Annotated in this window: 24 protein-coding genes; 16 read left to right on the top strand and 8 right to left on the bottom strand. The window is 39.4% G+C overall.

Annotated elements, in window-relative coordinates:
• Positions 1 to 203 precede the first annotated feature (203 nt).
• From FTU75_RS08855 to FTU75_RS08840, 4 genes are all read left to right on the top strand, one after another.
• Positions 204 to 674 (top strand): phasin family protein, encoded by a 471-nt coding sequence (locus tag FTU75_RS08855; RefSeq protein WP_180007822.1) that lies wholly within the window; start codon positions 204 to 206, stop codon positions 672 to 674.
• Between the two features lie 166 nt (positions 675 to 840).
• Positions 841 to 1,113, top strand: coding sequence for an HU family DNA-binding protein (locus FTU75_RS08850; RefSeq protein ID WP_078188662.1), 273 nt, complete (start codon positions 841 to 843; stop codon positions 1,111 to 1,113).
• A 132-nt stretch (positions 1,114 to 1,245) separates the two neighbouring features.
• Positions 1,246 to 3,111, top strand: a complete 1,866-nt coding sequence (locus FTU75_RS08845; protein ID WP_180115749.1) for a SurA N-terminal domain-containing protein — start codon at positions 1,246 to 1,248, stop codon at positions 3,109 to 3,111.
• A 255-nt stretch (positions 3,112 to 3,366) separates the two neighbouring features.
• Positions 3,367 to 4,293: an alpha/beta fold hydrolase gene (locus FTU75_RS08840; RefSeq protein WP_257223745.1), complete on the top strand. Its 927-nt coding sequence runs from the start codon at positions 3,367 to 3,369 to the stop codon at positions 4,291 to 4,293.
• Between the two features lie 77 nt (positions 4,294 to 4,370).
• Here FTU75_RS08840 and FTU75_RS08835 read toward each other — a convergent pair whose 3' ends face one another.
• Positions 4,371 to 5,240 carry a DUF2797 domain-containing protein gene (locus FTU75_RS08835; RefSeq protein WP_078189198.1) on the bottom strand — a complete coding sequence of 290 codons (870 nt, stop codon included), beginning with the start codon at positions 5,238 to 5,240 and terminating at the stop codon, positions 4,371 to 4,373.
• 34 nt (positions 5,241 to 5,274) lie between these two features.
• On the opposite strand from FTU75_RS08835, the gene FTU75_RS08830 reads away from it, so the two are divergent.
• Both FTU75_RS08830 and FTU75_RS08825 read left to right on the top strand, forming a co-directional pair.
• Positions 5,275 to 5,745, top strand: a complete 471-nt coding sequence (locus FTU75_RS08830; RefSeq protein WP_168378602.1) for a DUF6231 family protein — start codon at positions 5,275 to 5,277, stop codon at positions 5,743 to 5,745.
• 112 nt (positions 5,746 to 5,857) lie between these two features.
• A complete protein-coding gene (locus tag FTU75_RS08825) occupies positions 5,858 to 6,484 on the top strand; it encodes a YidB family protein (protein ID WP_180034821.1) in 627 nt (208 codons plus the stop codon).
• Positions 6,485 to 6,570: 86 nt separating this feature from the next.
• Here the strand turns inward: FTU75_RS08825 and FTU75_RS08820 are convergent, their stop codons facing one another.
• From FTU75_RS08820 to FTU75_RS08810, 3 genes are read right to left on the bottom strand one after another with little or no spacing between them, the layout of a single operon-like run.
• Positions 6,571 to 7,179: an OB-fold-containig protein gene (locus FTU75_RS08820; RefSeq protein ID WP_180115747.1), complete on the bottom strand. Its 609-nt coding sequence runs from the start codon at positions 7,177 to 7,179 to the stop codon at positions 6,571 to 6,573.
• Between the two features lie 16 nt (positions 7,180 to 7,195).
• Positions 7,196 to 7,522 carry a Rieske (2Fe-2S) protein gene (locus FTU75_RS08815; RefSeq protein WP_078188656.1) on the bottom strand — a complete coding sequence of 109 codons (327 nt, stop codon included), beginning with the start codon at positions 7,520 to 7,522 and terminating at the stop codon, positions 7,196 to 7,198.
• Positions 7,522 to 8,526, bottom strand: coding sequence for an adenosine kinase (locus tag FTU75_RS08810; protein WP_180115746.1), 1,005 nt, complete (start codon positions 8,524 to 8,526; stop codon positions 7,522 to 7,524). Before FTU75_RS08810 ends, FTU75_RS08815 begins: the two co-directional genes overlap by 1 nt.
• Before the next feature lie 277 nt (positions 8,527 to 8,803).
• Here FTU75_RS08810 and FTU75_RS08805 point away from each other — a divergent pair, with 277 nt between their 5' ends.
• The 4 genes from FTU75_RS08805 (at position 8,804) to FTU75_RS08790 (ending at position 14,451) form a co-directional block, all read left to right on the top strand.
• On the top strand, positions 8,804 to 9,253 hold the full coding sequence (locus FTU75_RS08805) for a GNAT family N-acetyltransferase (protein WP_180115745.1): 450 nt from the start codon (positions 8,804 to 8,806) through the stop codon (positions 9,251 to 9,253).
• A gap of 167 nt (positions 9,254 to 9,420) precedes the next feature.
• A complete protein-coding gene (locus FTU75_RS08800) occupies positions 9,421 to 10,194 on the top strand; it encodes a hypothetical protein (RefSeq protein ID WP_180115744.1) in 774 nt (257 codons plus the stop codon).
• 141 nt (positions 10,195 to 10,335) lie between these two features.
• The gene (locus tag FTU75_RS08795) at positions 10,336 to 13,275 is read left to right on the top strand and encodes an insulinase family protein (RefSeq protein WP_180115743.1); all 2,940 of its coding nucleotides are present in this window, start codon (positions 10,336 to 10,338) and stop codon (positions 13,273 to 13,275) included.
• Between the two features lie 18 nt (positions 13,276 to 13,293).
• Positions 13,294 to 14,451 carry a phospholipase A gene (locus FTU75_RS08790; RefSeq protein WP_180115742.1) on the top strand — a complete coding sequence of 386 codons (1,158 nt, stop codon included), beginning with the start codon at positions 13,294 to 13,296 and terminating at the stop codon, positions 14,449 to 14,451.
• A 64-nt stretch (positions 14,452 to 14,515) separates the two neighbouring features.
• On the opposite strand, the gene FTU75_RS08785 is transcribed toward FTU75_RS08790, so the two are convergent.
• The 4 genes from FTU75_RS08785 to ilvA all read right to left on the bottom strand — a co-directional run bounded on the left by FTU75_RS08785 (position 14,516) and on the right by ilvA (position 18,871).
• On the bottom strand, positions 14,516 to 15,853 hold the full coding sequence (locus FTU75_RS08785) for a TrkH family potassium uptake protein (RefSeq protein ID WP_180115741.1): 1,338 nt from the start codon (positions 15,851 to 15,853) through the stop codon (positions 14,516 to 14,518).
• 52 nt (positions 15,854 to 15,905) lie between these two features.
• On the bottom strand, positions 15,906 to 16,565 hold the full coding sequence (locus FTU75_RS08780; RefSeq protein WP_180115740.1) for a TrkA family potassium uptake protein: 660 nt from the start codon (positions 16,563 to 16,565) through the stop codon (positions 15,906 to 15,908).
• Positions 16,566 to 16,669: 104 nt separating this feature from the next.
• A complete protein-coding gene (locus FTU75_RS08775; RefSeq protein ID WP_180115739.1) occupies positions 16,670 to 17,158 on the bottom strand; it encodes a hypothetical protein in 489 nt (162 codons plus the stop codon).
• A 174-nt stretch (positions 17,159 to 17,332) separates the two neighbouring features.
• The gene (gene ilvA / locus FTU75_RS08770) at positions 17,333 to 18,871 is read right to left on the bottom strand and encodes a threonine ammonia-lyase, biosynthetic (RefSeq protein ID WP_078188647.1); all 1,539 of its coding nucleotides are present in this window, start codon (positions 18,869 to 18,871) and stop codon (positions 17,333 to 17,335) included.
• A gap of 107 nt (positions 18,872 to 18,978) precedes the next feature.
• On the opposite strand from ilvA, the gene rpiA reads away from it, so the two are divergent.
• From rpiA to clpS, 6 genes are all read left to right on the top strand, one after another.
• Complete coding sequence (gene rpiA / locus FTU75_RS08765; RefSeq protein ID WP_078188646.1) at positions 18,979 to 19,650, top strand: ribose-5-phosphate isomerase RpiA; 672 nt, start codon at positions 18,979 to 18,981, stop codon at positions 19,648 to 19,650.
• 125 nt (positions 19,651 to 19,775) lie between these two features.
• Positions 19,776 to 20,453 (top strand): SprT family zinc-dependent metalloprotease, encoded by a 678-nt coding sequence (locus tag FTU75_RS08760; RefSeq protein ID WP_180115738.1) that lies wholly within the window; start codon positions 19,776 to 19,778, stop codon positions 20,451 to 20,453.
• Between the two features lie 145 nt (positions 20,454 to 20,598).
• Positions 20,599 to 21,336: a S1C family serine protease gene (locus FTU75_RS08755; protein ID WP_180115737.1), complete on the top strand. Its 738-nt coding sequence runs from the start codon at positions 20,599 to 20,601 to the stop codon at positions 21,334 to 21,336.
• Between the two features lie 191 nt (positions 21,337 to 21,527).
• Entirely contained in the window at positions 21,528 to 22,574 is a 1,047-nt protein-coding gene (gene argC / locus FTU75_RS08750; protein WP_180115736.1) for an N-acetyl-gamma-glutamyl-phosphate reductase, read from the top strand.
• A gap of 79 nt (positions 22,575 to 22,653) precedes the next feature.
• Complete coding sequence (locus tag FTU75_RS08745; RefSeq protein ID WP_180115735.1) at positions 22,654 to 23,403, top strand: hypothetical protein; 750 nt, start codon at positions 22,654 to 22,656, stop codon at positions 23,401 to 23,403.
• 18 nt (positions 23,404 to 23,421) lie between these two features.
• A complete protein-coding gene (gene clpS / locus FTU75_RS08740) occupies positions 23,422 to 23,835 on the top strand; it encodes an ATP-dependent Clp protease adapter ClpS (protein WP_180115734.1) in 414 nt (137 codons plus the stop codon).

Below are 23,835 nucleotides of genomic sequence, written 5' to 3'. Positions count from 1 at the left end.
AAAATGTCCTTGTTAAAATCTGAAAGCACTGGAAACTGAGCGTCCTGCTCTAGAGGAACTTAGAATATACCAAAAAGTTGGTAATTCACCAGCTTTGTAGAACAGTTTAATCAATCTATCAAGTCATATGTTTGCTATTATGTTGTTAAAATGAAGAATCACATGTTGCTGTGCACATAAAATAATCAGGAGAAGTGCGGATTATGGAAAATACAGAAAGCATAATTGACGATGCACAAGAAACATCAGAAAAGCCGGCTAAAACTCGCGTACGTAGTCATTCTGACCGTCGCTCTAAAATGGATTTCCGTAAATATACCAAACAGATTTGGTTGGCTGGATTAGGTGCTTTTTCACGTGCTGAGGGAGAGGGAAATAAGCTTTTTGACTCTTTAGTCAAAGTTGGAGAGGAGCTTGAGTCCAAAACGATTGATATTGCAGATCAAACTGTCGAAAAAGTTTCAGAAAAAGCCAAGGAATCTGTAACCGATACGAAAGATAAGGTAGAAAAAATTTTAGATAATGGTGTTAATCATTCTTTAAACCGTTTAGGATTAGTGACTGTAAAGGATTTACAGCACTTAGAAAGGCTTATACTTCAATTACATACTAAAGTTGACCAATTAGCCGAAGAGAATGCCCAACTGAGGGCCGAAATATTAAAAAAACACTAACTTTTTTAATATTATCGAATTTTCAAGGTTTTTTTCGTCAAAAAATTCTATAAAAAGAGGTTGAGGAGTATTGCGTTTAACCCTAAAGCATTGCTATAAAGGCGTTATGGCGTTTTATACAAATTCTTGAACCTTAAATAAACGATATTAAGAGGACGTAATTTTCATGAATAAATCAGAATTAATTGATGCAATTGCCGAAAATGGGGGATTATCTAAGGCCGATGCCGGTAAAGCTTTAGATGCTACAATTGCTGCAGTTACCAATGCATTAAAAGCTGGTGATACAGTTACTTTAGTTGGTTTCGGTACTTTCAGCGTAAAAGAACGCGCTGCACGTACTGGTCGTAACCCACAAACTGGTGCGACTTTAGAAATCAAAGCAAGCAAAGTTCCTAGCTTCAAAGCGGGTAAAGGCTTGAAAGATTCTGTAGCTTAATCTTATTAAGCACATGAGACGCGCCATAAATTGGCGCGTTTTTTATTGGTAAATGTGATTAATTGATATATCGCATTCATTCATCTCGGGTTTTCGGTTAAAATTCACCGCAAATAAAATATTGGAATACTTATGGAATCGTTTCGTAAAGTCATTAAGGGTTGGCTGGGCAAGGTCTTGCTCGTTTTGTTTTTGACCCCTTTAGCACTTGTAGGTATTGAAGGATATTTTAGTGGTGGATCTAAAGATGCAGCAAAGACTGTAAACGGTACTGAAATTTCTCAAAAAGAACTCGAAGCACTGACGAACTCATTAAAAGAACAATATCTTGCATATGCTCAGGGTGATGAAACATTATTGAATCAAAATTTCATTAGCAATAAAGCGATGGATACTTTGGTTTCACGCCAATTGCTATTGCAACAAGCTGATAAATTAGGCATTAGCTTGAGTGATGCACAAATTGTGCAAATGATTCATCAGCAGCCAAGCTTTCAAGTCAATGGTCAATTTTCTGATGAAGCGTTTGCGCGATACCTCGAATCGATTGGTATGACGAATCGCACATTCATTGATAATTTACGTAAAGACCATGCTTTAAAAATGTTGTCTACAACATTTATGGAATATGCATTGGTGAGTAAGCTTGATATCTTGCAAATTGCGAACTTACAAACGGAACAACGTAGTATTCAGTTGGCAAGCATTAATCTTGAAAATTACAAGAAAAATGTAAAAGTATCTGATGCAGAAATTGCCGCTTACTATGAGCAGCATAAAAACAAATTTAAGCAAGCAACTAGTGTTGATGCAGATTTTGTCGTATTAACACCTGCCAATATTACTGCACCTGTAGAAGCTGCAACTGATGCTGAACTGAAAGAAGCGTATAACAGCTTTGTTGAGAATGCACAGAAGTCAGTTAAACCTATCGTTAAGCACATCATGATCACTGCGGACAATCGTTCAGATGCCGAAGCTAAAAAACTGGCTGAAAGTGTTCAAGCTAAAATTAAAGCAGGTTTAAGCTTTGACCAAGCTGCTGCGCAATTCTCTGAAGATCCTGAATCTAAAGCAAAAGGTGGTGAACTGGTTGCTTATGAAAAAGGTGTGTTTGGTGATGCATTTGATGCAGCAGTTGAAGGTGCTCAAGCTGGTCAAGTGACTGCTCCAGTGAAAACAGACAGTGGTTATCACTTGATCGAAAAAGTGGCGCCAGCTGTAAAAGTGGCTTCATTTGAACAAGAAAAAGCTCGTCTGCAAGCAGAAGTCGCTGCTTCGAAAAAAGCCAATGTTTTTTCTGACACTGTAAACAGCCTCAATGATATGGTTGTGAGCAGTGATGCCCTTGATGTCGTGGGTCAAGAAGTGAAAGGTGTAAAAGTTCAATCATTGAATGGCTTAACATTAGCATCGCAACATCCAGTTTTAAGTGATGCAAACGTCAAAGTTAAATTGTTTAACGATGATGTTAAAAATGGTGAACGTAATGTTTCATCTAGCATTCAGTTGAAAAACGGTGATGTAGTTTGGGTGAAAGTGCGTAACTATCATGCTGCAGGTGTTCAAACCTTAGCTGAAGCGAAAGCGCATGTGAAAACTCAGCTGATTGAAAAGAAAGCGTCTGATGCTGCAAAAGCCCAGATTCAAGCGACATTGAAAGAGTTTGCTGCAAAACCTGCTGCTTCAGTCGCGAAAGGCAATTTAAACTTTGAAAATGCGGGTACCTTCACTCGTGCTGATGGTTTGTTGAAACGCGAAATTCAACGTGCTGCATTTAGTGTAAAAGCGCCGAAAGCAGGTCATTGGTCTGTTACGACTACAAATCTACCAAATGAGTTGGTTGTGGTTGCTGTGACTGCAGTGAACAAACAATCTGATGCGGCATTAACGGGTGAGCAGTTAGATGAGTTAAAAAAACTTTATCAACAGCTTCGTGGTCAGCAAGAATTTGATGACTACACACGTTATCTAAAAGATCATGCCAAAATTAAATAATTAAGGCAGCTTTAAAAAAACCAGCTTTCGAGCTGGTTTTTTTTTGACTTAAATTGACAGATATAATTTTTATTTAAAAGATTTGGCAAATGAAATATCGACTCTAGCATCGTAGATTGGTGTTCTCAAAAAAATAATATGAAGACGAAATAACTCATCACGACAAAGGATTAAGCGGATGATATCTCTGTATATGCCTCAATGTAAACGTTTAAAGAATCCGTTATTGCGATGGATGGATCATTTTTTAAATACATGATACAGATGCTACTAACGATTTGCGTTGCCAGTAGTATTCAAGCTGCAGAACTAAACTTTCAAAATGTTCTAGAGCAGGAAAGAGCTTGGGCGGGCTTGACTAGTAAAAAAGTCAAAAATAATGAAATCGAGTGGACATATAGTGAAGGGGGAAATCCACAAAAACCGACGCTGTTGTTGCTGCATGGTTTGTCAGGCACGCGTGATAATTGGAACCGCGTTGCCCGTTATTTAACGGCCAACTATCATGTCATTATTCCAGATCTGCCAGCACATGGAGAAACTATTGTCGAAGATCAATTTGATCTATCGATTCCAAATTTAACTGAAAAATTACGACGATTTATTGATGCTGCAAAGTTAGATCCAAATTTACATATCGCAGGGCATTCGATGGGTGGTGCAATTGCCATGCTCTATAGTGCTCAGTATCCCTTAGGAGTGAAATCTTTATTGTTGGTGGATTCGGCAGGTGTCTTTAAGTCGAGTAATACAGTGTATTTAAAAGATACAGCAAAGCTTGCAGAGCTAGTGGTCAGAAAAACTGGTGATTTTGATCGCGTGATGAAGATCGTGATGCAATCCCCGCCTTTTATTCCACAAGAATTAAAAATTGGGCAAGAAAAGTTGATGATAGTTCAGTCTAAGCAAACCAATAAAATGGTGGAGCAACTGCAAAAAATGGCCACCTTGTATACGCCAGAGTCCTTTGCTTTGGCTGGACGAGGCATTGATGCACCTGTGTTTATTATCTGGGGGAAGCAAGATCAGATTATCAATGTTGAAGTGGCAGAAGAACTGAGACGCTTATTTAAAAAAGCTGAAAAGCCACTGATTTTAGACCATGTTGGTCATATGCCTATCTTAGAAGCGGAGCAGTTAATAGCGCTGCCATATTTAAAGTTTCTTTCAACTGTTCAATGAATAAAATCGGTAAAGTGTGTGAAAAAAAGCGAGAAATATCTCGCTTTTTTAAACTTAATTAGACACGTTAAGTCGATTTAAGTACGTACTTTAATTTCATAGCCCGTGTATTTACGAATATTGATCACACCGGTATCCAAAATCAGATACTGACCTTTAATCCCTTGTAATTTTCCTCGAATAATTGGTGTTTTGTCCAAATTATGCGATTTGATTTTTTCAGGATATTCATCTACCGGGTAGATAAATTGGCGTGGCAACTCATCTTCTAACAGTTCAACAGTTTCATTAAACTCTAAATTTTGGCTAAATTCTTCACGAATGGTCTGAATTTTTGGTGCAAATTCTTCCACCAATTGGTCGCGAATTTCGATCAGGTTGATCGGTTCTGCTTCACCTTTGAGCAATTTACGCCAATCGGTTTTATCGGCCACTTGCGTACCAAACATGACTTCAAGCTGACCAGATAAACGACGTGAACCAACTTTCATAATAGGCAAAGCTTGCGTCGCACCTTGGTCTAGCCAACGTGTAGGCATTTGACCCAAGCGGGTAATCCCCACTTTTAAGGCACTCGAATTGGCTAAATAGACAATATGCGGTTGAAAGCAAACTTCATGGGCAAAATCATCTTCACGGCAAGTCCCGAGATGATAATGACAGGTTTCAGGCTTCATAATGCACATATCACAAGATGCCTTAGTCTTCATGCATTTGAAGCAATGACCTTGTGAATACGATTTAGGCGTTTTTGCGCCGCAAGAAATGCAGTAGATATTTCCAGTGGCTTCAATTTCAATTTCTTGGCCAAGGCTAAACGGTAGATCAACTTCTGAGCGATCTAGAATAAATTTATACTCAACATTTGCCTTGTGTGTATGTTGATCAGTTACACTTAGGTCTTTAAGACCTGCATGCATTTTATGGCAAATGCCTTGTAGTTCCATACGAATACTCACTTCATTATTAAGGATGCGGTCAATGGCTGAACAAAATGTCATCACTTCTATGCTAGACGATTTGTCAAAAGAGCAGCCCATTTCAACCGCAATCTGTATTGGTCAGGATCTTGAGCAATACAATCAATTTCATCCAATTCAATGGCAACATTTTAACGTAACTGAGTTTTTAAATCTGCCTTTTACCCAGCGTTTTGACCTTGGATTTGTGATTCTTGATACTGAAATGATGTTGAGTTTGGATCAGCAGCAGAAAACTCAGATGTTGGTAAAATTGCGTGACCTATTTGCCAAACGCATCGTGGTGGTGAGCAAATTACACGATGAACAATTATTACGTGCTTTAGGCTTTACTCAGCTCATTGATAAAACCACACATGAAAGTGATTTTGCTTTATGGCAGTTTAATATTTTGACTTATAAACACATTCCAGATTGGTTTAACTCTAAATTTTGGGCAAATCCTGAAAACTGGGATAAATTCCGTTGGTAACAAATACTTAGCCTGCGAGAAATTGCAAAAATTAACAAACATTTATGATAAATCTGTGTTTTCCCACGTATGCTGTAATTAAGTTTATCTAGGTTTCACTGGGAAAAATAAAATGACAAATTTAAATAATATTGTTGAGATTTTAGCAAAGCAGGCCCTTGGTGGTGCAAACAATCAAAATCAACAAGGTGGTTTGGGTGGTATTTTAGGTTCGGTGCTGGGTCAATTGGGCGCAAATGCAGGCACTCAAAATACCCAAACCAATGCTCAAAACCAAGCGGGTGGTTTGGGTGGAATTCTAGGCTCTGTGTTGGGCCAACTGGGTGGTGCAGCGCAGCCGCAGCAACGTAGTAGCGGTGGTAATGCATCAACCATTTTAGTAGCAGTGTTACCTCTGGTGCTGGCTTGGATTCAAAAACAAGGTGGCCTACAAGGTGCTTTGGATAAATTACGTGGACAGGGCTTGAGCAGTCAGGTTGATGATTGGGTATCTACAGGCCCTGGTGATAATGCTGCTGTGACTAATCAACAAGTACAAAATTTATTTGATGATGCCGAAGTGGAGCAAGTTGCACAAGAAACACAAACTCAGAAACAAGATGTATATAGCGCAATTTCAACGGTATTGCCGCAAATTATTGACTCATTGACGCCACAAGCTGGACAAACCAATCAGCAAGAAGCTAATGCTGATATTCAACAAGTGATGAATTTGGTCTCAGGTTTCCTGAAGCGTTAATCAAAATATCGATTTAGGTATTTGATTGAATACAAGCCAGTGAACACTGGCTTTTTTATGATTTGAAAAATGATAACAATGTGACGCTAAGATGGATTAAATAAACGGTTCGACACACTGATTTTTTTGCCAATATAGTGTGATTTTTTTTGACGAATCAAAATGATTTTCGACTGAAACTCTAACTCACCAAACTCTGGCTCAACTTGCACATAATGTAGTTGACCAAACTCATCACGTACACGCGCTTGAGCCGAAAAGCCGGGACGGGCATTTCCACTTGAAATGGTGGCTAGACGACCGAGTAAATTAACCGTTTGTTTTTTATATTTGGGTGGGACAACCTGATCCAAACAATGAATCATAAATACCGTAAAGAATATGGCAATGATCAACGCAGGTAAAATTAAATAATAAGCTGGAACGAATTGACCTTCTTTGGCATGGATGCAAAACTGAAGTACATAGCCTGCAAAGCTAAAATTCATCAGTAAGAAGAACAAAATCAGAGACTTGGAAAATTTGACATTCAATAATGCCAACTCTTGTATGCGCTGAGGAGCGATTCTTTTTAAAACTTGGCTAGGACTAATATTGATATAGTAGCCAATGGTTTCAACCATGCCCAATAACAGTACGGCCAATAAACTTAAATGAAAGGGTATTAAGTTATAGTCTGTTAAAAATGCGGACATGGTTGTATTCCAGCGTTTATTCTTCTGTGAGGTAGATTCCACCATCAGAATGCACGTTAATATTCACTTTTTCAAGAGCTTGACCTTGGCATGGTCCAGAAATACATTCCCCAGATTCGACCATAAACAGTGCGCCATGTGTTGAGCACTCAATAAATTCTTGGTCACGATCTAGAAACTGATTTTCTAGAAACTCAAGTTCCACGTGCAAGTGTGGGCAGTTATTTTGATAAGCGTAAAACATGCCATCACGTTGGGTGATAAAAATCGTTTCACCTTCAGGCGTTTCGAATGATCGTGCTTCACGTTCAGGCACATCATCCGTCATGCAAATTTTAAACATTAAGCACATTCCTTCTGAAATGATTGTAAAAGCTGAGCATAGTCTTCAACTGCTAGGCGTGGACCAAACTGAGCCACAACTTCACTTGAGATCAAGATGGCAAGTTCAGCAGCCGTTTGATAGTCATGACCTGCATTGAGTGCATATAGGAAAGCACCAGCAAAAGCATCACCAGCACCATTGGTATCTACTGCGGTAACTTTACGACCTGGCACGGTAAATGTTGCGGCTTCATTATGAATTAAGGCACCTTTGGCACTTAATGTAATGACAATGTGTTTGCTTAGTGATTGCAATTTAGCAAGTGCAGCATCTAAATGATCTGTTTCGGTGTACATCAGTGCTTCTTGTTCGTTACAGAACAATAAGTCTACGCCATCATCGAGTAGCTCATCTAGACCTTGACGTGCATATTGCACCATTGCTGGATCAGATAAGGTCAATGCAATTTGTACACCATTGGCTTTGGCGATTTGACGTGCTTGTTTTATTCCTAGGCGTGCGCTGTCTGATGTAGAAAGATAACCTTCGATATATAACCATTTCGCAGTATTTAAGTTGCCAAAATCAATTTGGCTATCAGTTAATTCAGCAGTAATACCAAGGTAAGTATGCATCGTACGTTCAGAATCAGGGCTGACCAATACCATACATGTGCCAGTTACACCTTCACTGATTGATTGAGTTGCAGTTTGGATGCCAGCGTCGTTTAAACCATTTAGGTAAATTTGACCTAAGTCATCATTGCCGACACGACAACCATAAAATGCAGTTCCGCCTAAAGCACTAAAAGCAACCGTTGTATTTGCTGCAGAACCACCAGAAGCTTGACCTTTATATTCTTGAGTGGCTTTTAGATTGTTATAAAGGGTTGCTTGAGTATCGCCATCAGTCAGTTGCATCGTACCTTTTTGCAGATTATGTTGAATTAGGAATTCGTCAGAGACTTTAAATTCTTGGTCAATAAGTGCATTACCAATTGCAAAAAGGTCAACAGTTGCCATGTTGTATGTTCACATCAAAAAAATGAAAGTGCTAAGTTTACACGAATGCTCAGGATTGCTGTAGTTTGTTGAAGAAAATTCAATTAAAGGACAAGTGTGTATAAAAATCGGGCAAATCCATTATATTTTTACATTTTTTTTGAATTAGTTACCGTTTTAATCAGCTTTGCTATTGTGCAAATCGAAAAATTTTACTTTTATAGAGCTATAGGGTGTTCAGACTGAATCAAGATGATTTGGTCATCATAAATAGATAACAGATTAAAAGTGTGAATATATGGAAATTACGATTCGTCCAGCAGAGCAACTTCCTGCTCAAATCGAAAATATTGCTGCTTTGGCGCAGCATGAAGGCTATACATTTATACACCGTTTAATTGAAGAATATCAAAGTGGTAAAAATCGTTTTGACCAAACGGGTGAGCAATTATTGCTTGCTTATGATGGCGATAAATTGATTGCTTGTGGCGGTTTAAATCAGCAATGGGGTGATGCTGGTGTAGAAGAACGGATTGGTCGAGTTCGTCGTTTCTATGTGCATCCACAGTACCGTCAGCATGGCGTGGGTAAGCAGCTATTGGTGGAATTGGAAAAGGGTGCGAAAAAGCATTTTTCTGCACTATGCTTAAATACAGAACTTAAAAATGCTGCAAAATTCTATCAAAAACAGAATTATGTCTATGTCGAAAGTCATCCAAATTATAATTATTTCAAATATTTGGTTTAGTTTTCAATCCAAAAATAGACAGTAAACACTGTAAATGAAGCATCCGACATCGGGTGCTTTTTTTATTTGGTAATTCTAAAAAATAGTGCGATTTTTAAAACAAAATTTTAAGCAAAAATTCATTTCAGTTGTCGAAGATATAAGCATCAAAATAACTGCATTGAGTGATGCATATGCACGTGCATGAGCTACAAGACTACGTTAAAAAAGTCCCTGAGATTACCGCACTGTTCTGGTTGATCAAAATTTTTGCGACCACCTTTGGTGAAACCAGTGGTGATGCATTGTCCATGTCCTTAAATTTGGGCTATTTACTCAGTACCTTTATTTTTGCGGGCATATTTATCGGTATGCTGTATTTTCAAATACAGTCCAAAGCCTATAAACCTTATTTATATTGGGCCACGATTATTGCCAGTACCACGGTCGGTACGACCTTAGCGGATTTTGTAGATCGTTCTTTAGGTATTGGCTACTTGGGTGGTAGTTTGCTGTTACTGAGTTTGGTGCTCATATCGCTTTTTAGTTGGTATCGAGTCGAAGGATCGATCAATCCAAGTGTAGTGAATTTGCCGCGAACACAGATCTTTTATTGGTTGACGATTACATTTTCTCAAACGCTAGGTACAGCTTTGGGGGACTGGACTTCCGATAGTGCAGGATTAGGCTATAGCGGTGGCATTTGGCTATTTGGTGGTCTAATTATCTTGATGGCATTGTTGTACTTTTTTAGTCAGGTCTCAACGACGATTTTATTTTGGGCTACTTTTGTTTTGACACGTCCATTGGGCGCAGTTGTCGGCGATTTTCTAGATAAGCCAATCAGTTCAGGTGGATTGGATTTAAGTCGCTTTATGGCTTCCTTTGTATTGTTATTGGCGATTGTGATTTGTGTCTATTGGTCAACACGAAATGATAGGCAATCTATAAAACCAGTCTAAATGTTTTAGTGCGAAAACAAGTGATTTTTAAAATTAAAGTTCAAGTTGATTAAAACAGTTGGAAATGTTGTTTCGGTGAATCTAGTTGTGATTTTTTAAGGTATACTTTGCCTAATTTAAATGAATAGATTAGGAGCACACATGACTGTAGATGTCACTGAAACCATTTCTCAAACTGTACATCCCGCGTTTCAGTTGATTCGTCAACATCATGTTGAAGCTTTAGACATTTTAGTGTCTGAATATAAACACAAAGTGACTGGCGCAGTGCATTATCACTTAGCCACAAACCATGATGAAAATGTATTTTTAGTTGCCTTCCGTACACAGCCGATGGATTCAAAAGGTGAGGCGCATATTCTTGAGCATACAGCACTTTGTGGCTCAGAAAAGTTCCCTGTACGTGACCCATTCTTTTTAATGATTCGTCGTTCCCTCAATACGTTTATGAATGCGTTTACCGCAGCGGATTGGACGGCATATCCATTTGCAACGCAAAACAAAAAAGATTTCCAAAACTTGTTAGAAGTTTATATGGATGCTGCTTTTGCTGCGAATTTGAACCCCCTTGATTTTGCGCAAGAAGGGATTCGTATTGAGCTAGAAAATGGCGAAGCGGTATATAAAGGCGTGGTATTTAATGAAATGAAAGGTGCAATGAGTTCACCTTCAGATCAGTTGTATCACCAACTTGCACATCATTTATTCCCAGAAACGACATATCATTACAACTCAGGCGGTGATCCGAAAGACATTCCTGACTTAAGCTATGAAGAGTTGGTCAGTTTCTACAAATCACATTATCACCCAAGTAATGCGGTGTTCATGACCTTTGGTAATGAGCCTGCATATAACTTACAAGAACAGTTTGAAACGCTTGCTTTGTCTAAATTTGAAAAAGGTCAAACGCTGTATTCAAAACCTGAACGTCGTTTAACTGCGCCTGTAACTGTAACTGAAACGTATGCAGTTGATGCTGAAGACCTCAAAGACAAAACCTATCATGTACTTTCTTGGTTATTGCCAGAAGCAAGTAATATCAAATTACGTTTAGGTATGCGTTTGGTTGAGGGTGTATTGCTTGAAGATTCTGCTTCACCATTACGTCATTACTTAGAAACCTGTGGTTATGCGCAGTCTACTGGTCCATTTATGGGCGTAGATGACTCAAACTTTGAAATGACGTTCTACTGTGCAATTCAAGGTTCCAACCCTGAGCATGCAGAACAATTTAAAAATGGCGTGTTTAAAGTATTAGAAGACGTTGCGGCTAAGCCTGTTGACCCGGCTTTAGTTGAGGCGATTTTGCATCAAATTGAATTGCATCAGCGTGAAATCAATGGTGATGGTACACCATATGGCCTAAGCTTAATTCTGAATGGTTTAAGCAGTGCGATTCACCATTCAGACCCTGTGGATGTCTGGGATGTGGATACGGCCATTGAACAAGTGAAGGAAGAGTTGAAAGACCCAATGTGGTTATCTAACTTAATCAAAACCTACTTGCTAGATAATCAACATCGTGTGCAATTAACTTTTGTTCCAGATGCTGAAAAAAATGCGTTGGAAGCGGCAGCAGAAAAAGCACGTTTAAAAGAAATTGTTGCGAACTTAACTGAAGCGCAAAAAGCAGAGATTATTGCGCAGACTGAAGCACTGAACATTCGTCAAGATACCCCAGATGATTTGAACCTATTACCTAAAGTAGGTTTGGAAGACGTTCCTGCACAATTACAGATTGTACAAGGTCAATTACGCGAAATTATCAGTAATGGCTTGGATACGCCGTTAAATCTTTACCATGCAGGCACCAATGGTCTTTATTACCAACAAGTTTTGATTCAGATTCCTGATGAAGTGGTGCAATCGCCGTATTTCAATCTCTTATCGATTTTGATGGGTGAAGTTGGTGCAGGTGAATACGACTACTTAGAGCTACAACAGTTGCAAACAGCTGTGAGTGGCGGTTTAGGTATGGGCGCATCGCTGCGTTCAAAAGTGGACGATAAAGGTCAAATTAGTGCTTGGCTAACGTTGACCACTAAATCATTGGTGAATAATCTTGAAGCCATTCGCTTATTGAAATTGGCTTTTGAACAGCTACGTTTTGATGAGAAAAACCGTATCGTAGAGTTATTGCAACAACGTAAAGCACGTTGGCATTCACGTGTTTCTGGCTCTGGTCATAGCTATGCAATGCAAATTGCAGGTCGTCAACATAGTGCATTGGCGTTACGTGATTATCATAATACAGGCCTAGGCGCGCTGAACTGGTTGTCAGAACTTGTCAGCAAAATTGAGCAAGACGACACTGCTTATAATGCCTTGATTGATGAGCTTAAGTTAATTCATAACCGTTTGCTTAAAGCACCAAAACAATTCTTGGTGGTGTGTGAAGAACATCATTCAGACCGATTGGTTGAGGAAGTTCAAACCATTTGGGATAAAGTGGCGATTGATGATAACCCACATGCTTTAACTCAAGTGAATTTTGCAGATAGCAACAATGACGAAGCTTGGCTCATTCAAGCCAATGTTCAGTTCTGCGCTTCAGCATATCCTGCGGTGGAAGTGTCGCATCCTGATGCAGCACCTTTAATGATTTTGGCGGCTTATTTGCGTAATGGCTTCTTGCATAGCGCGATTCGTGAAAAAGGTGGTGCTTATGGTGGTGGTGCAAGCTATGACGGTAATGCATGTTCATTCCGTTTCTATAGCTACCGTGACCCACGTTTAGCTGAAACGTTTAAAGATTTTGACGCAAGTGTGCAGTGGCTACTGAATGCTGAACAACAACCGCATCAGCTAGAAGAAGCGATTTTGGGTCTAATTGCCAGCATGGATAAACCAGGGTCACCAGCGGGTGAAGCTATTACAGCTTGTTATGCTTTATTGCATAAACGCACTCCAGCTTTCCGTCAAATGTTACGTGAACGTCTTTTGAATGTGACTTTGGAAGATCTAAAACGTGTTGCTGTGGCGTACTTGGTTGAACAACAACCGACAAAAGCTGTGGTTGCACCGGTGGCTAAGCGAGATGCTTTGGTTGAGCTTGGTTTCGAAATAAAACAAGTGAATTAAAACAAAAAAGGGGTTTTTATGGCGTTCAAATCTCTTGAGCGTACGACATTGCAACTGAGCCTCATTGCGCTCAGTTCAATGTATGTCAATACTGTAAATGCACAAAATGCGGAAGTGGCTGTTAAACCAGCTACCGCTGAAGCATGTGTGGCACTTGAGTCAAATGCAGAGCGATTATCGTGTTATGACGCTTTGTTTAAAGTGCAACCTGCTGAAAAAGAAATGTTGGTTTCTGAGCGTCAAGCTGCCCAAGAAATCAAACCTGAGCCGACTGAAAAGCTGACTTTGAAAGAAAAAGTCAGTCATGCGTTTACGGACCGTTTATTTGCTGTAGAAGCACCGAACCTCAATCCAAATCTTTCACTATTGGATAGTCGTTGGGAGCTTTCTCCAGAAAGTAAATTGGGGACGTGGAATATTCGTGGCTATCAACCTGTGTATTTAATGCCGGGATATTGGACTTCGGATAAAAATGAACGTCCATCAAGCCCGAATGAAAACAACACGGTACAAGCCGATCAGGAACAAAACCTGAAATCGATGGAAGCCAAATTTCAATTGTCATTAAAAACCAAAGCTGTTGAAAACTTATTTAGTGATAATGGTGATATCTGGTTGGGCTATACCCAGTCTTCTCGTTGGCAAGTCTACAACGAAGACGAATCACGACCATTCCGTGAAACCAACTATGAACCTGAGGCTAGTCTGGTTTTTCGTACCAACTATGAACTCTTAGGTTTGAATTGGCGTATGTTGGGTCTAACCTTTAACCATCAGTCTAATGGACGTTCTGATCCCTTATCGCGGAGTTGGAACCGTGTCATGTTAAATCTAGGATTTGAACGTGACAATTTTGCACTGATGTTACGTCCTTGGTATCGTTTCGAAGAGGATACCAAAGATGATAACAACCCTGACATTACCGATTATGTGGGACGTGGGGATTTAACAGCATTTTATCGTCATAAAGATCATGATTTTAGTTTGATGTTACGTCATTCACTGAAAGGTGGTGATGACTCACATGGTGCTGTGCAGTTTGATTGGACTTTCCCAATCAATGGTAAATTGCGCGGCACAGTTCAATTGTTTGATGGCTATGGTGAAAGCCTGATTGACTATAACCATCGGGCAACCTATGTCGGTGTCGGTGTGTCATTAATGAATTGGTTCTAAAGATGCGAATTTAAAAAAACCACGCTAAGGCGTGGTTTTTTATAACTGTGAGAAAATGTACAAATCAACCAATCTGAATCTCAGAAGGTGGGTGTTTTAAGCGACTCTTCTTCGGTGTGGCAATCAGATAAGCCAGTGTTAAGGGTCCAAGGCGGCCTGCGAACATTAATAACATCAGGGCGACTAAACTGGCGGGTTGTAAGTCGCTGGTGATGCCACGAGATAGACCAACGGTGCAAGCAGCGGATACCGCTTCGAACAGCAAATCTAAAAAGCGTTTATCAGGTTCGAGAAGCAATAGACTGAAAAAACCAATAAATATCAACGTCACTGTAATGAAAATTACCGCTAATGCTTTAAAGGTGGTTTTTTCTGAAACAGAGTGGTTAAACACACGCAGTTCATCTTCACGTCTTAAAAAACTGACCACACTGAGTACAACAATAATAAACGTCCCGACTTTAATGCCACCGGCCGTACTGAGAGAACCACCACCAATAAACATCAGTAACATCGTGACGAGTGATGATGCATCGCTCATGCTTTCCATGGGTAAGCTGTTAAAACCGGATGAACGTGGAACCGTTGCATGGAACCACGCGTTGAGGGCTTGATCACCTAGTGACATCGTGGCTAAGGTTGCAGCATTATTGGCTTCTAATAACCAAATGGTGATGAAGGCGAAGATATTTAAGCCTGCAATGGTCGATAAAATCAGCTTGCTATTGGTGCTGAGTTTTTTCCAACTTTTATTGCGCTTAATGTCCATCAGTACCAAAAAGCCGATACCACCGATGATATAAAGCATACTGATGGTAAACGTAATGAAATAACGGTCAGCGAAGCTCATTAAACTATTGGGAAATAATGAAAATCCACCATTATTAAATGCAGAAACACTATAAAAGGCAGCATAGAACAGGGCCTGGTTAAAATTGTATTCTTGCATCCAAGCGATGGTCAAAATAACCGTTCCCACCATTTCAAAAAATAGCGAATACAGCAGTACGCCTTTGATGGTCATGGTCACTTTGGCAAGGCTTGTCTGTCCAATGGTTTCTTGAGCCATAATTTGTTGTTTTAGCCCAATTTTAGGGGACAAACTCATAGCGGCCAATATCGCAAAGGTCATAAAGCCGAGACCGCCGCATTGTAGTAAACCCATAATCACGACTTTACCAAACACAGTATAGGCTTCGCCGACATTCACAACTGAAAGTCCTGTAATGGTCACGGCTGAGGTCGCTGTAAAGAGGGCATTGATCCAACTTAAATCACCATGATGTGAATAAGGGAGTTTTAACAGCAAGGTGCCAATGATAATAAGCCCAAGAAAACCCAATGCCAAAATACTGGGCGGGCTGAGATTAATGGTATTACGCTGTTTATTGTGCAGTTTCATGTTTTTCTACTGTCATCTTGCGCGATTGTGTGCAAATAGAGCACGACGCTGATTACAAAGTTGCTTTGAAATGTTTAGCCAGTCGACGTAAATGTTCGAGTAAACCTTCAACCACTAAAATATCGCCTGTTTGTAAAATCAAGTTCGGATCTAAACTATATTGAAGCTCGGTGCCACGTTTATGCAAAATCGTCTTCACTTCTGGGACATGATCCATTATTTGATTTAAACGCGTGCCTTGTTGTGGTTCTTTAATTTCAACTTTCACCAAATAATGATCATCTTCGAGCACCATGTAGCGGCTCACCATTGGATAACTCAGTGACTGGGCAACACGGACACCCATATCTTCTTCAGGATGGATGATTTTGCTGATGCCTAAATGGGTTAAAATCATGTGATGTGCTTTGGACTTGGCTTTGGCCCAAATTTTGTTGATCCCCATGTTTTTTAGATGGAGCACACATAAGATGCTGGCTTCAATATCTTCACCAATCGCGACAACGACGGCTTCACAATTTTGAATATTGAGTTCTTGTAAAACGTGCTCATCTGTTGCATCAGCAATCACTGCATGGGTCAGCTGGTCCGAAATACTTTCAACAAACTTTTTGTTGCTATCGATTCCAATGACATCGTGTTTTAAACCCATGAGTTCAGTGGCAACAGTTGCGCCAAAACTTCCTAAGCCAATCACAGCGAATTGAGCCATGCCGTATTCCTAAATTATTCTAAAGTTATTGAATATGTTGATGTTAGCTTGTTCGGCCTAGAGCGGCTATGAAAATTTACATAATCCATCTAAACCGAAAAGCTCTAATTTTTAATTTCTTCAGTGTTTTGATAGGCATAAAGTTCAGCAATATTGGGGCAATTATCCATAACTTGTTGATATTTAAAAATTTCATAACCTAATTTGTTTTTTAGAATGTATTGAAATTGATGCTGATCTTCTTTAATGACATTTAGGGTAGCTTTACGAACGAGCTCGGAATTGTTCTTTAAACGGTTTAAGCCATCGCATGAAAATTCACGGATAATGGCTTGAACAGATTCGGGAGCGGTTTGATCACTTAGCTCATCAAAGCGAATATATACAATGTAATTTGGATATTGATTCAACATTTCAGCCTGCGCGGTATAGCCGTAAATATTTTCTAGATTTTGCGTACGTGACTGATTTGGAATTTGTTTCATACTTTGACGAATCTTATCTTCCTCTTGCTTAAGTTGATAAGCCGGATATGCATAAAAATATCCACCTAAACCCACAATGGCGATCATAAATAAGGCATAAATATTCAATTTTAATTATCCATTTTGTTTTATTTTCAATGGATTATAGGGTATGGTGAATTTAACAACAATGACGGCGTTGATGAATTAAATTGATGAATATATTCTTTTTTGATGTAGAAAAGAATTGATGCAAATAAAAAAGCTGGAATCTAGATTCCAGCTCTTTTATAGAAGTCTCATTTATTTCAAGAAACGTTGATAACCCAGATTATTGGTAATCTCAACATATGGGTAGGTAATATTTTCCAATGTTTCAATCAAGCCATCTGGGTTTTGTTTCGCATCTGTTGCTTCCATACCCACCAATACACGACCTTCAGCAGCACCGTGGTTACGGTAGTGGAATAGGGTGATGTTATGTGTAGGTCCAAGACGTTCTAAGAAAGTCAGCAATGCGCCTGGACGTTCGGGGAATTCCACGCGGAATAAACGTTCATTCTCGATATCTGCATGACCGCCAATTAAATAACGGATATGCAGTTTAGCCACTTCATCATCAGAAAGATCGTCTACATCGTATTGGAATTTTAAGGTTTCAAAAATTTCCTGACGTTCTTTTTCGCCATTTTTGAGACTGATACCCACAAATACTTGAGCGGCACTTGAGTTGCTTGCGCGGTAGTTAAACTCAGTGATGTTACGGCCTTGTAGTGCGCGGCAGAATTGGAGGAATGAACCTTTTTCTTCTGGAATGGTCACAGCAAAGATCGCTTCTTTACGTTCACCAAGTTCGGTACGTTCTGCAATATAGCGCAGACGGTCAAAGTTCATATTGGCGCCGCATACAATCGACACCATATTCTTGCCTTCTAGACCATGCTCAGCAACATACTTCTTAATACCTGCAAGCGCCATTGCACCTGACGGTTCAACAATGCTGCGGCATTCATCAAAGGTATCTTTAATCGCTGCACAGATTTCATCGGTATTTACCAAAATAACATCACGCTCAACAATTGGACCTGAGTTATCTGATTTTTGTAGCTGAATCACTTCAAATGGTTTTTCACCAATTTGTGCAACCGCTGTACCATCGGCAAAAAGACCGACAGATGGCAGAATGACACGTTCATTGGCTTCAAAGGCTGCTTTTAAACATGCTGATTCATCATATTCAACAGGAATGACTTTAACGTGAGGTGCCACATCACCTAAGTAAGCGGCTACACCGGCAATAAGACCGCCACCGCCTACAGCAACAAATACATAGTCCACATCACGCCATTGACGAAGAATTTCATTGGCAATGGTTCCTTGACCGGCCATAACGAGTTCGTCGTCATAAGGTGGAATAAAGGTCATACCTTCATCTTTTGCACATTGGATTGCGTATTTATTGGCTACATCAAAAGAATCGCCATGCAGAACCACTTCACCACCTAAGCGTTTAACCGCTTGTACTTTAATGTCTGGTGTGGTTTTAGGCATAACGATAATGGCGCGAATACCCAACTTTTTACCAGATAATGCCACGCCTTGAGCATGGTTACCTGCAGAAGCAGTAATAACGCCACGTTCCAACTGAGATTTCGGTAATTGACTAATACGGTTGTAGGCACCGCGTAGCTTGAAAGAAAAGACAGGTTGTAAATCTTCGCGTTTAAAGCGAATGTTATTGTTTAGTTTTTCACTAATTCGTGGCGCTGCTTCGAGTGGGGTTTCGATTGCAACGTCATAGACCGTTGCCTGTAATATTTGTCGAACCAAACGAGACAGCATGTTAATTTTCCATCTAACAGTTTAAAATAGGGGTTTATTGTAACAAACCCCTGTACATTTGGGCTGAAAAATCAGCGTCTAATGTCAAAAAATAGTTGAGCCAAGTTATGAGTCTGTATGCAACCCAAGATGAAAAGAAACAAGCTGCCGCAAAAGCTGCGTTAAAGCATTTGCCAAAGGGCGGTATTTTGGGTGTTGGTACAGGAAGTACTGTGAACTTCCTCATCGAATTATTGCCAGAGCTTCAACTCGAAGCTGCTGTTGCAAGTTCTGAAGCAACTGCACAACGTTTGAAAAAATTAGGCATTGAAGTGGTTGATATGAACCACGTTGGAGGTTTAGATGCCTATGTAGATGGCGCGGATGAAATCGACCGTCATATGCACATGATTAAAGGCGGCGGCGCAGCGTTGACTCGTGAAAAAATCGTGGCGTCTATTGCGAAAAAATTCGTTTGTATCGTAGATGATTCTAAATGGGTTGATCAGTTGGCACGTGAATTTCCGCTTCCTGTAGAAGTGATTCCAATGGCACGTTCTGCTGTGGCACGTAAAATCGTTTCTTTAGGCGGCGATCCTGTGTACCGTGAAGGCGTAGTAACAGATAACGGTAATGTAATTTTAGACGTACACAACTTAAATATCCTAAATGCATTGGAACTTGAAAAGACTTTGAATGACATTCCAGGTGTAGTGTGTAACGGTATCTTTGCATTAAACAAAGCGGATATTGCTGTTGTTGCGACCGATAACGGTATTGAAGAGCGTACTGCTGTTTAACGAGTTTTATAAAATCCCCCTAAATCCCCCTTTGATAAAGGGGGACTTTTCACCTGAATTTATTTAGGTGATTTTCCCTCCTTTGTAAAAGGAGGGTTAGGGAGGATTTAAAATTAATAAAAAATATGATCCCAAACCTTCCTGAAATTCAAATCACCCGAAAATTACGTGCCACACGCTTAAGGCTGCGTGTAGAACCAACTCAAATTAAATTAACGGTTCCCCAGTTTTGTACACAGCGCCAAGTTCAAGATTTTCTTAAACAATCGGAACAATGGATGATTGAGACATGGCAGAAGCAGCAGGAAAAAACAGGGCAGATTGATAAAACGCTACCAGTAGAATTAAAACTATTCAATTTAGAGCAGCCTCTAAGCATTGTTTATAAAGTACAAAAAAACTCATTCATCTTAGATGAAGAAAAGCATCAGCTTTTCATCAGTGTTCGGCAGCCTGAGCAATATTTAAAAAGCTTTGTGATTGCTTATGCCAAAGAGTATTTACCAATTTATTTAAAGCAAGTGAGCAGTGAAACAGGCTTGAAATATGGTGATTGCTCAATTCGTCAGCCCAAAACTCGCTGGGGCAGCTGTTCTGCAAAGCATGACATTATGTTGAATAGTGGGCTGGTACTTTTTCCGTTGGAAATCACGCGTTATGTGGCTGTACATGAGTTAGCGCATACTAAGCACTTTGATCATAGTCTAAATTTTTGGGCTGAAGTGCAAAAGCATGATATAAATTTTCAGCAGCATCGAAAAATACTAAAAATGACGGCAATGCCTTGGTGGTGGAATATTTGAAGGTTGAAATCTAGAAACTTATGTGTTGTGCTTGTTTTTAAACAAAAAGTTTCTTTTATCTAATAATGATTGAATATATCAGGATTTTTTATTTATATATTTAGTTTAAAGAGAAAATTAAATATAAAAGAGAGCAATGAGAGTGATGAAGCTATTAGGATCTTGTGGTGCTTTGATATTGGTTTGTAGCTTTAATTTTGTTTGTGCTGAGGATTACAGCGGGAAAAATGTACAAAGGTTGAATCCAAAGATTTATAAAGTAGATGATTTAGAAGAAAAGACACTTGAAATGCTAGAAGAAGGATATGTGCCTATATCTACTGAAAAATTAATTGATTATTCCTATAGTAGAAGTATGAGGGATATTCGACAAAAAGCTTTACTTCATGGCTCAGCTATTGCGGTTTTTAGTAGTGAATCTTTAGGCAGTAAGGTTGTTTATGATACCCGTATGCATCAGCCAGAGGCTGCAAGAATTTCTGGTGGTGATAGGGGGAAATATGATGTCAATAATTTAAATAATATACCGGTAGGCACGATAGAAAGCAGACCAGCCCGATACCAATCTTTAAGTGATCAGTTAAATGTCGTTTATTTTTACAAATTTAATTCAATAACAGGTATTTATCCTACTGAATTATCCCAAAGGGATAAAATTTATAATAGTATTCAATCAGGTGTTATCGCTAAAGTGGTTAAGCTGGGTTCTCCTGCTGAAAATATGATAATGTCGCAAGATATCATTTTAAAAATGAATGATGAAAATATTAATGATGTCAGTGCATTTGTTGAAAGTTCAAACTATTTAAGAGGAAACACGGTAAAGTTTGAAATTTTAAGAAAAGGACAGAAAATACCTGTAGAAATTAGTTTGAAACAGTAATAGTTGCTACAAACAGGGCAGTTGCACCTTTCATCCAACGTAAGTTTAGTTCTTTCTGAAAATATGTTTTCTCTTAACCTGATAAAAAATATCTGTATTGCAATAAACCCTAGTAAAACAGTTCAGAAATCCTAAACTTCCTGTCATACTACGCAGTCATCAAATGGATACTTTGAATAGAGGTAAAGAGCGTGATTTCAGTAGGTATTGTCGGCGGTACAGGTTACACAGGTGTTGAATTACTGCGTATTTTACTGCGACACCCAAATGCGGAAGTGAAAGTTTTAACTTCGCGTACTGAAAATGGCCGCCGTGTGGATGATATGTTCCCAAGTTTGCGTGGACATACAGACCTTTGCTATTCAGATCTAAATATTGAAGAACTAAAACAATGTGACGTTATATTCTTTGCTACGCCTCACGGTGTAGCAATGAAACACGCAGAAGAGTTAGTTGCTGCAAATACTAAAGTGATTGACCTTGCTGCTGACTTCCGCTTGCAAGACTTAGCTCAATTTGAGAAATGGTATGGCCTAGACCATGCATGTCCAGAGCTATTAAAAGAGTCAGTTTATGGTTTGTCTGAATTAAACCGTGAAAAAATTCAAAAGGCTTCAGTGATTGGTAACCCAGGTTGTTACCCAACAACTGTTCAGCTCGGTTTAGCACCAGTATTAAAAGCTGAAGGATTAGTGAAACCTGAAAGCATTATTATTGATGCAAAATCAGGTGTGTCTGGTGCAGGTCGTAAAGCCAGCCTAGGTATGATCTATTCTGAAAATGCAGATAACTTTAAGGCATATGGAGTTGCAGGTCACCGTCATCATCCTGAAATTGTAGAAGCTTTAGAAAATATTTCAGGTCAAAAAGGTGTGTTTAACGAAATTTTATTCGTACCGCATTTGGTACCAATGATTCGTGGCATGCTCAGCACTATCTATATTGATTTGACAGACGCAGGTGCTTCTGCGGATTTACAAAGCATATATGAACAGTTCTATGCCAATGAGCAGTTTGTAGATGTTATGCCTGCAGGTAGCTCACCTGAAACACGTACTGTGCGTGGTGCGAACCAATTACGTATTGCGATTTGCAAACCTCAGCCGAAAAAATTAGTGATTTTGGTTGCTCAAGACAACTTGGTGAAAGGTGCAGCAGGTCAAGCCGTACAAAATATGAACTTGATGTTTAGTTTTGCTGAAAATGCAGGACTTCAAGGCATTGGTTTATTACCATAAGAAACGATTTAAAACTTCACACACATTTAAAACTGGATTTAAATGTGTGCCTTGAGTGAACTAAAAATAAGAGATGACGATGTCGAATACAGAATCTAATTTCAAGTCAGAACCTGAAAACAGTGAAAAAACGCCTTTTATGAAGACGAATATGCCACTGGCGATTGGTGCAGTTGTACTTGCATTGAGCAGCGGTTTTCTCGGATATAGTATCGGTCATCGTCAGGGCTTAACTGTGGTCGGATATGATGCAGATGCAGAGCAACTGGTTGATGTGGTGCAAAAGCAAAAAAATGAATTAGCAGGCCTGAATAAAAGTTTGAATGCGGCAATTCAAGAGCGTGATGTCGCTGTAAGTAATTCAAATGATTTATATTTGGCTGTTAAAAAAGCACGTGATGATCAAGAATTAACCGGTAATTTGGGTGTTTTGTATCGTGAAGTATTGCGCCAACGTGGTGGTATGCCGCTTGCAGTACAACATTTAGCGATTAAACCGTTACCTGAAAATGCGTATGAATACCAACTTGATCTCGTTCAAGTAAGTCCGTCAAAAAGTATTGTGTCTGGAAGTGTTGAGCTGCGTCTAATTAAGGGTACAGAAGTACTTGCAGTGCCTTTAGAAGACAAAAACTTTAACTTTAGCGAAAGTGAGCGACTCACTGGACGTTGGACCATGCCAAAAGGCTTTAGTCCAGACTTTATTGAAGTGCGTTTAAGCGGTTCTAAACCCGTTATTCGCCGTTTTAGCTGGTCGAAAGGTCAGCCTGTTGAAAATCAATCTGCCTTCCTTTCAGAAATTCCTCAAACTGAAGCAAGTGCAAACTAAGTGTGAAACCTAAATCCTATGCGAACCAATAAGCGTCAAACGTGTTTATCTGACATTAAAAATTCATTTTACCAATCTGGTTTAGTGGACTGGCATCTAAACTCGACTCTCAGTCAAGGTATGCAGGATGATGGTGATTCAGACATTCAAGTATTGACTGCGCCACCTGAATTAAAGCGTCCTCCTATGTATGCTGTCGTTTTAATGAACGATGATTACACCCCAATGGACTTTGTAATTGAAATTTTACAACAATACTTTGCTTTGAATCTTGACCAAGCCACTCAAGTAATGCTAACTGTACATTATGAAGGAAAGGGTGTTGCAGGGGTTTATCCGCGAGACATCGCAGAGACTAAAGCAAATCAGGTCAATAATTACGCTCGGTCGCAAAGTCATCCATTACTTTGTCAGATTGAGCCAAAAGATTAA

The sequence above is a fragment of the Acinetobacter sp. YH12140 genome (assembly GCF_013418475.1).
GTDB lineage: Bacteria > Pseudomonadota > Gammaproteobacteria > Pseudomonadales > Moraxellaceae > Acinetobacter > Acinetobacter amyesii.
This window is presented reverse-complemented; position numbering and strand designations above follow the sequence as displayed.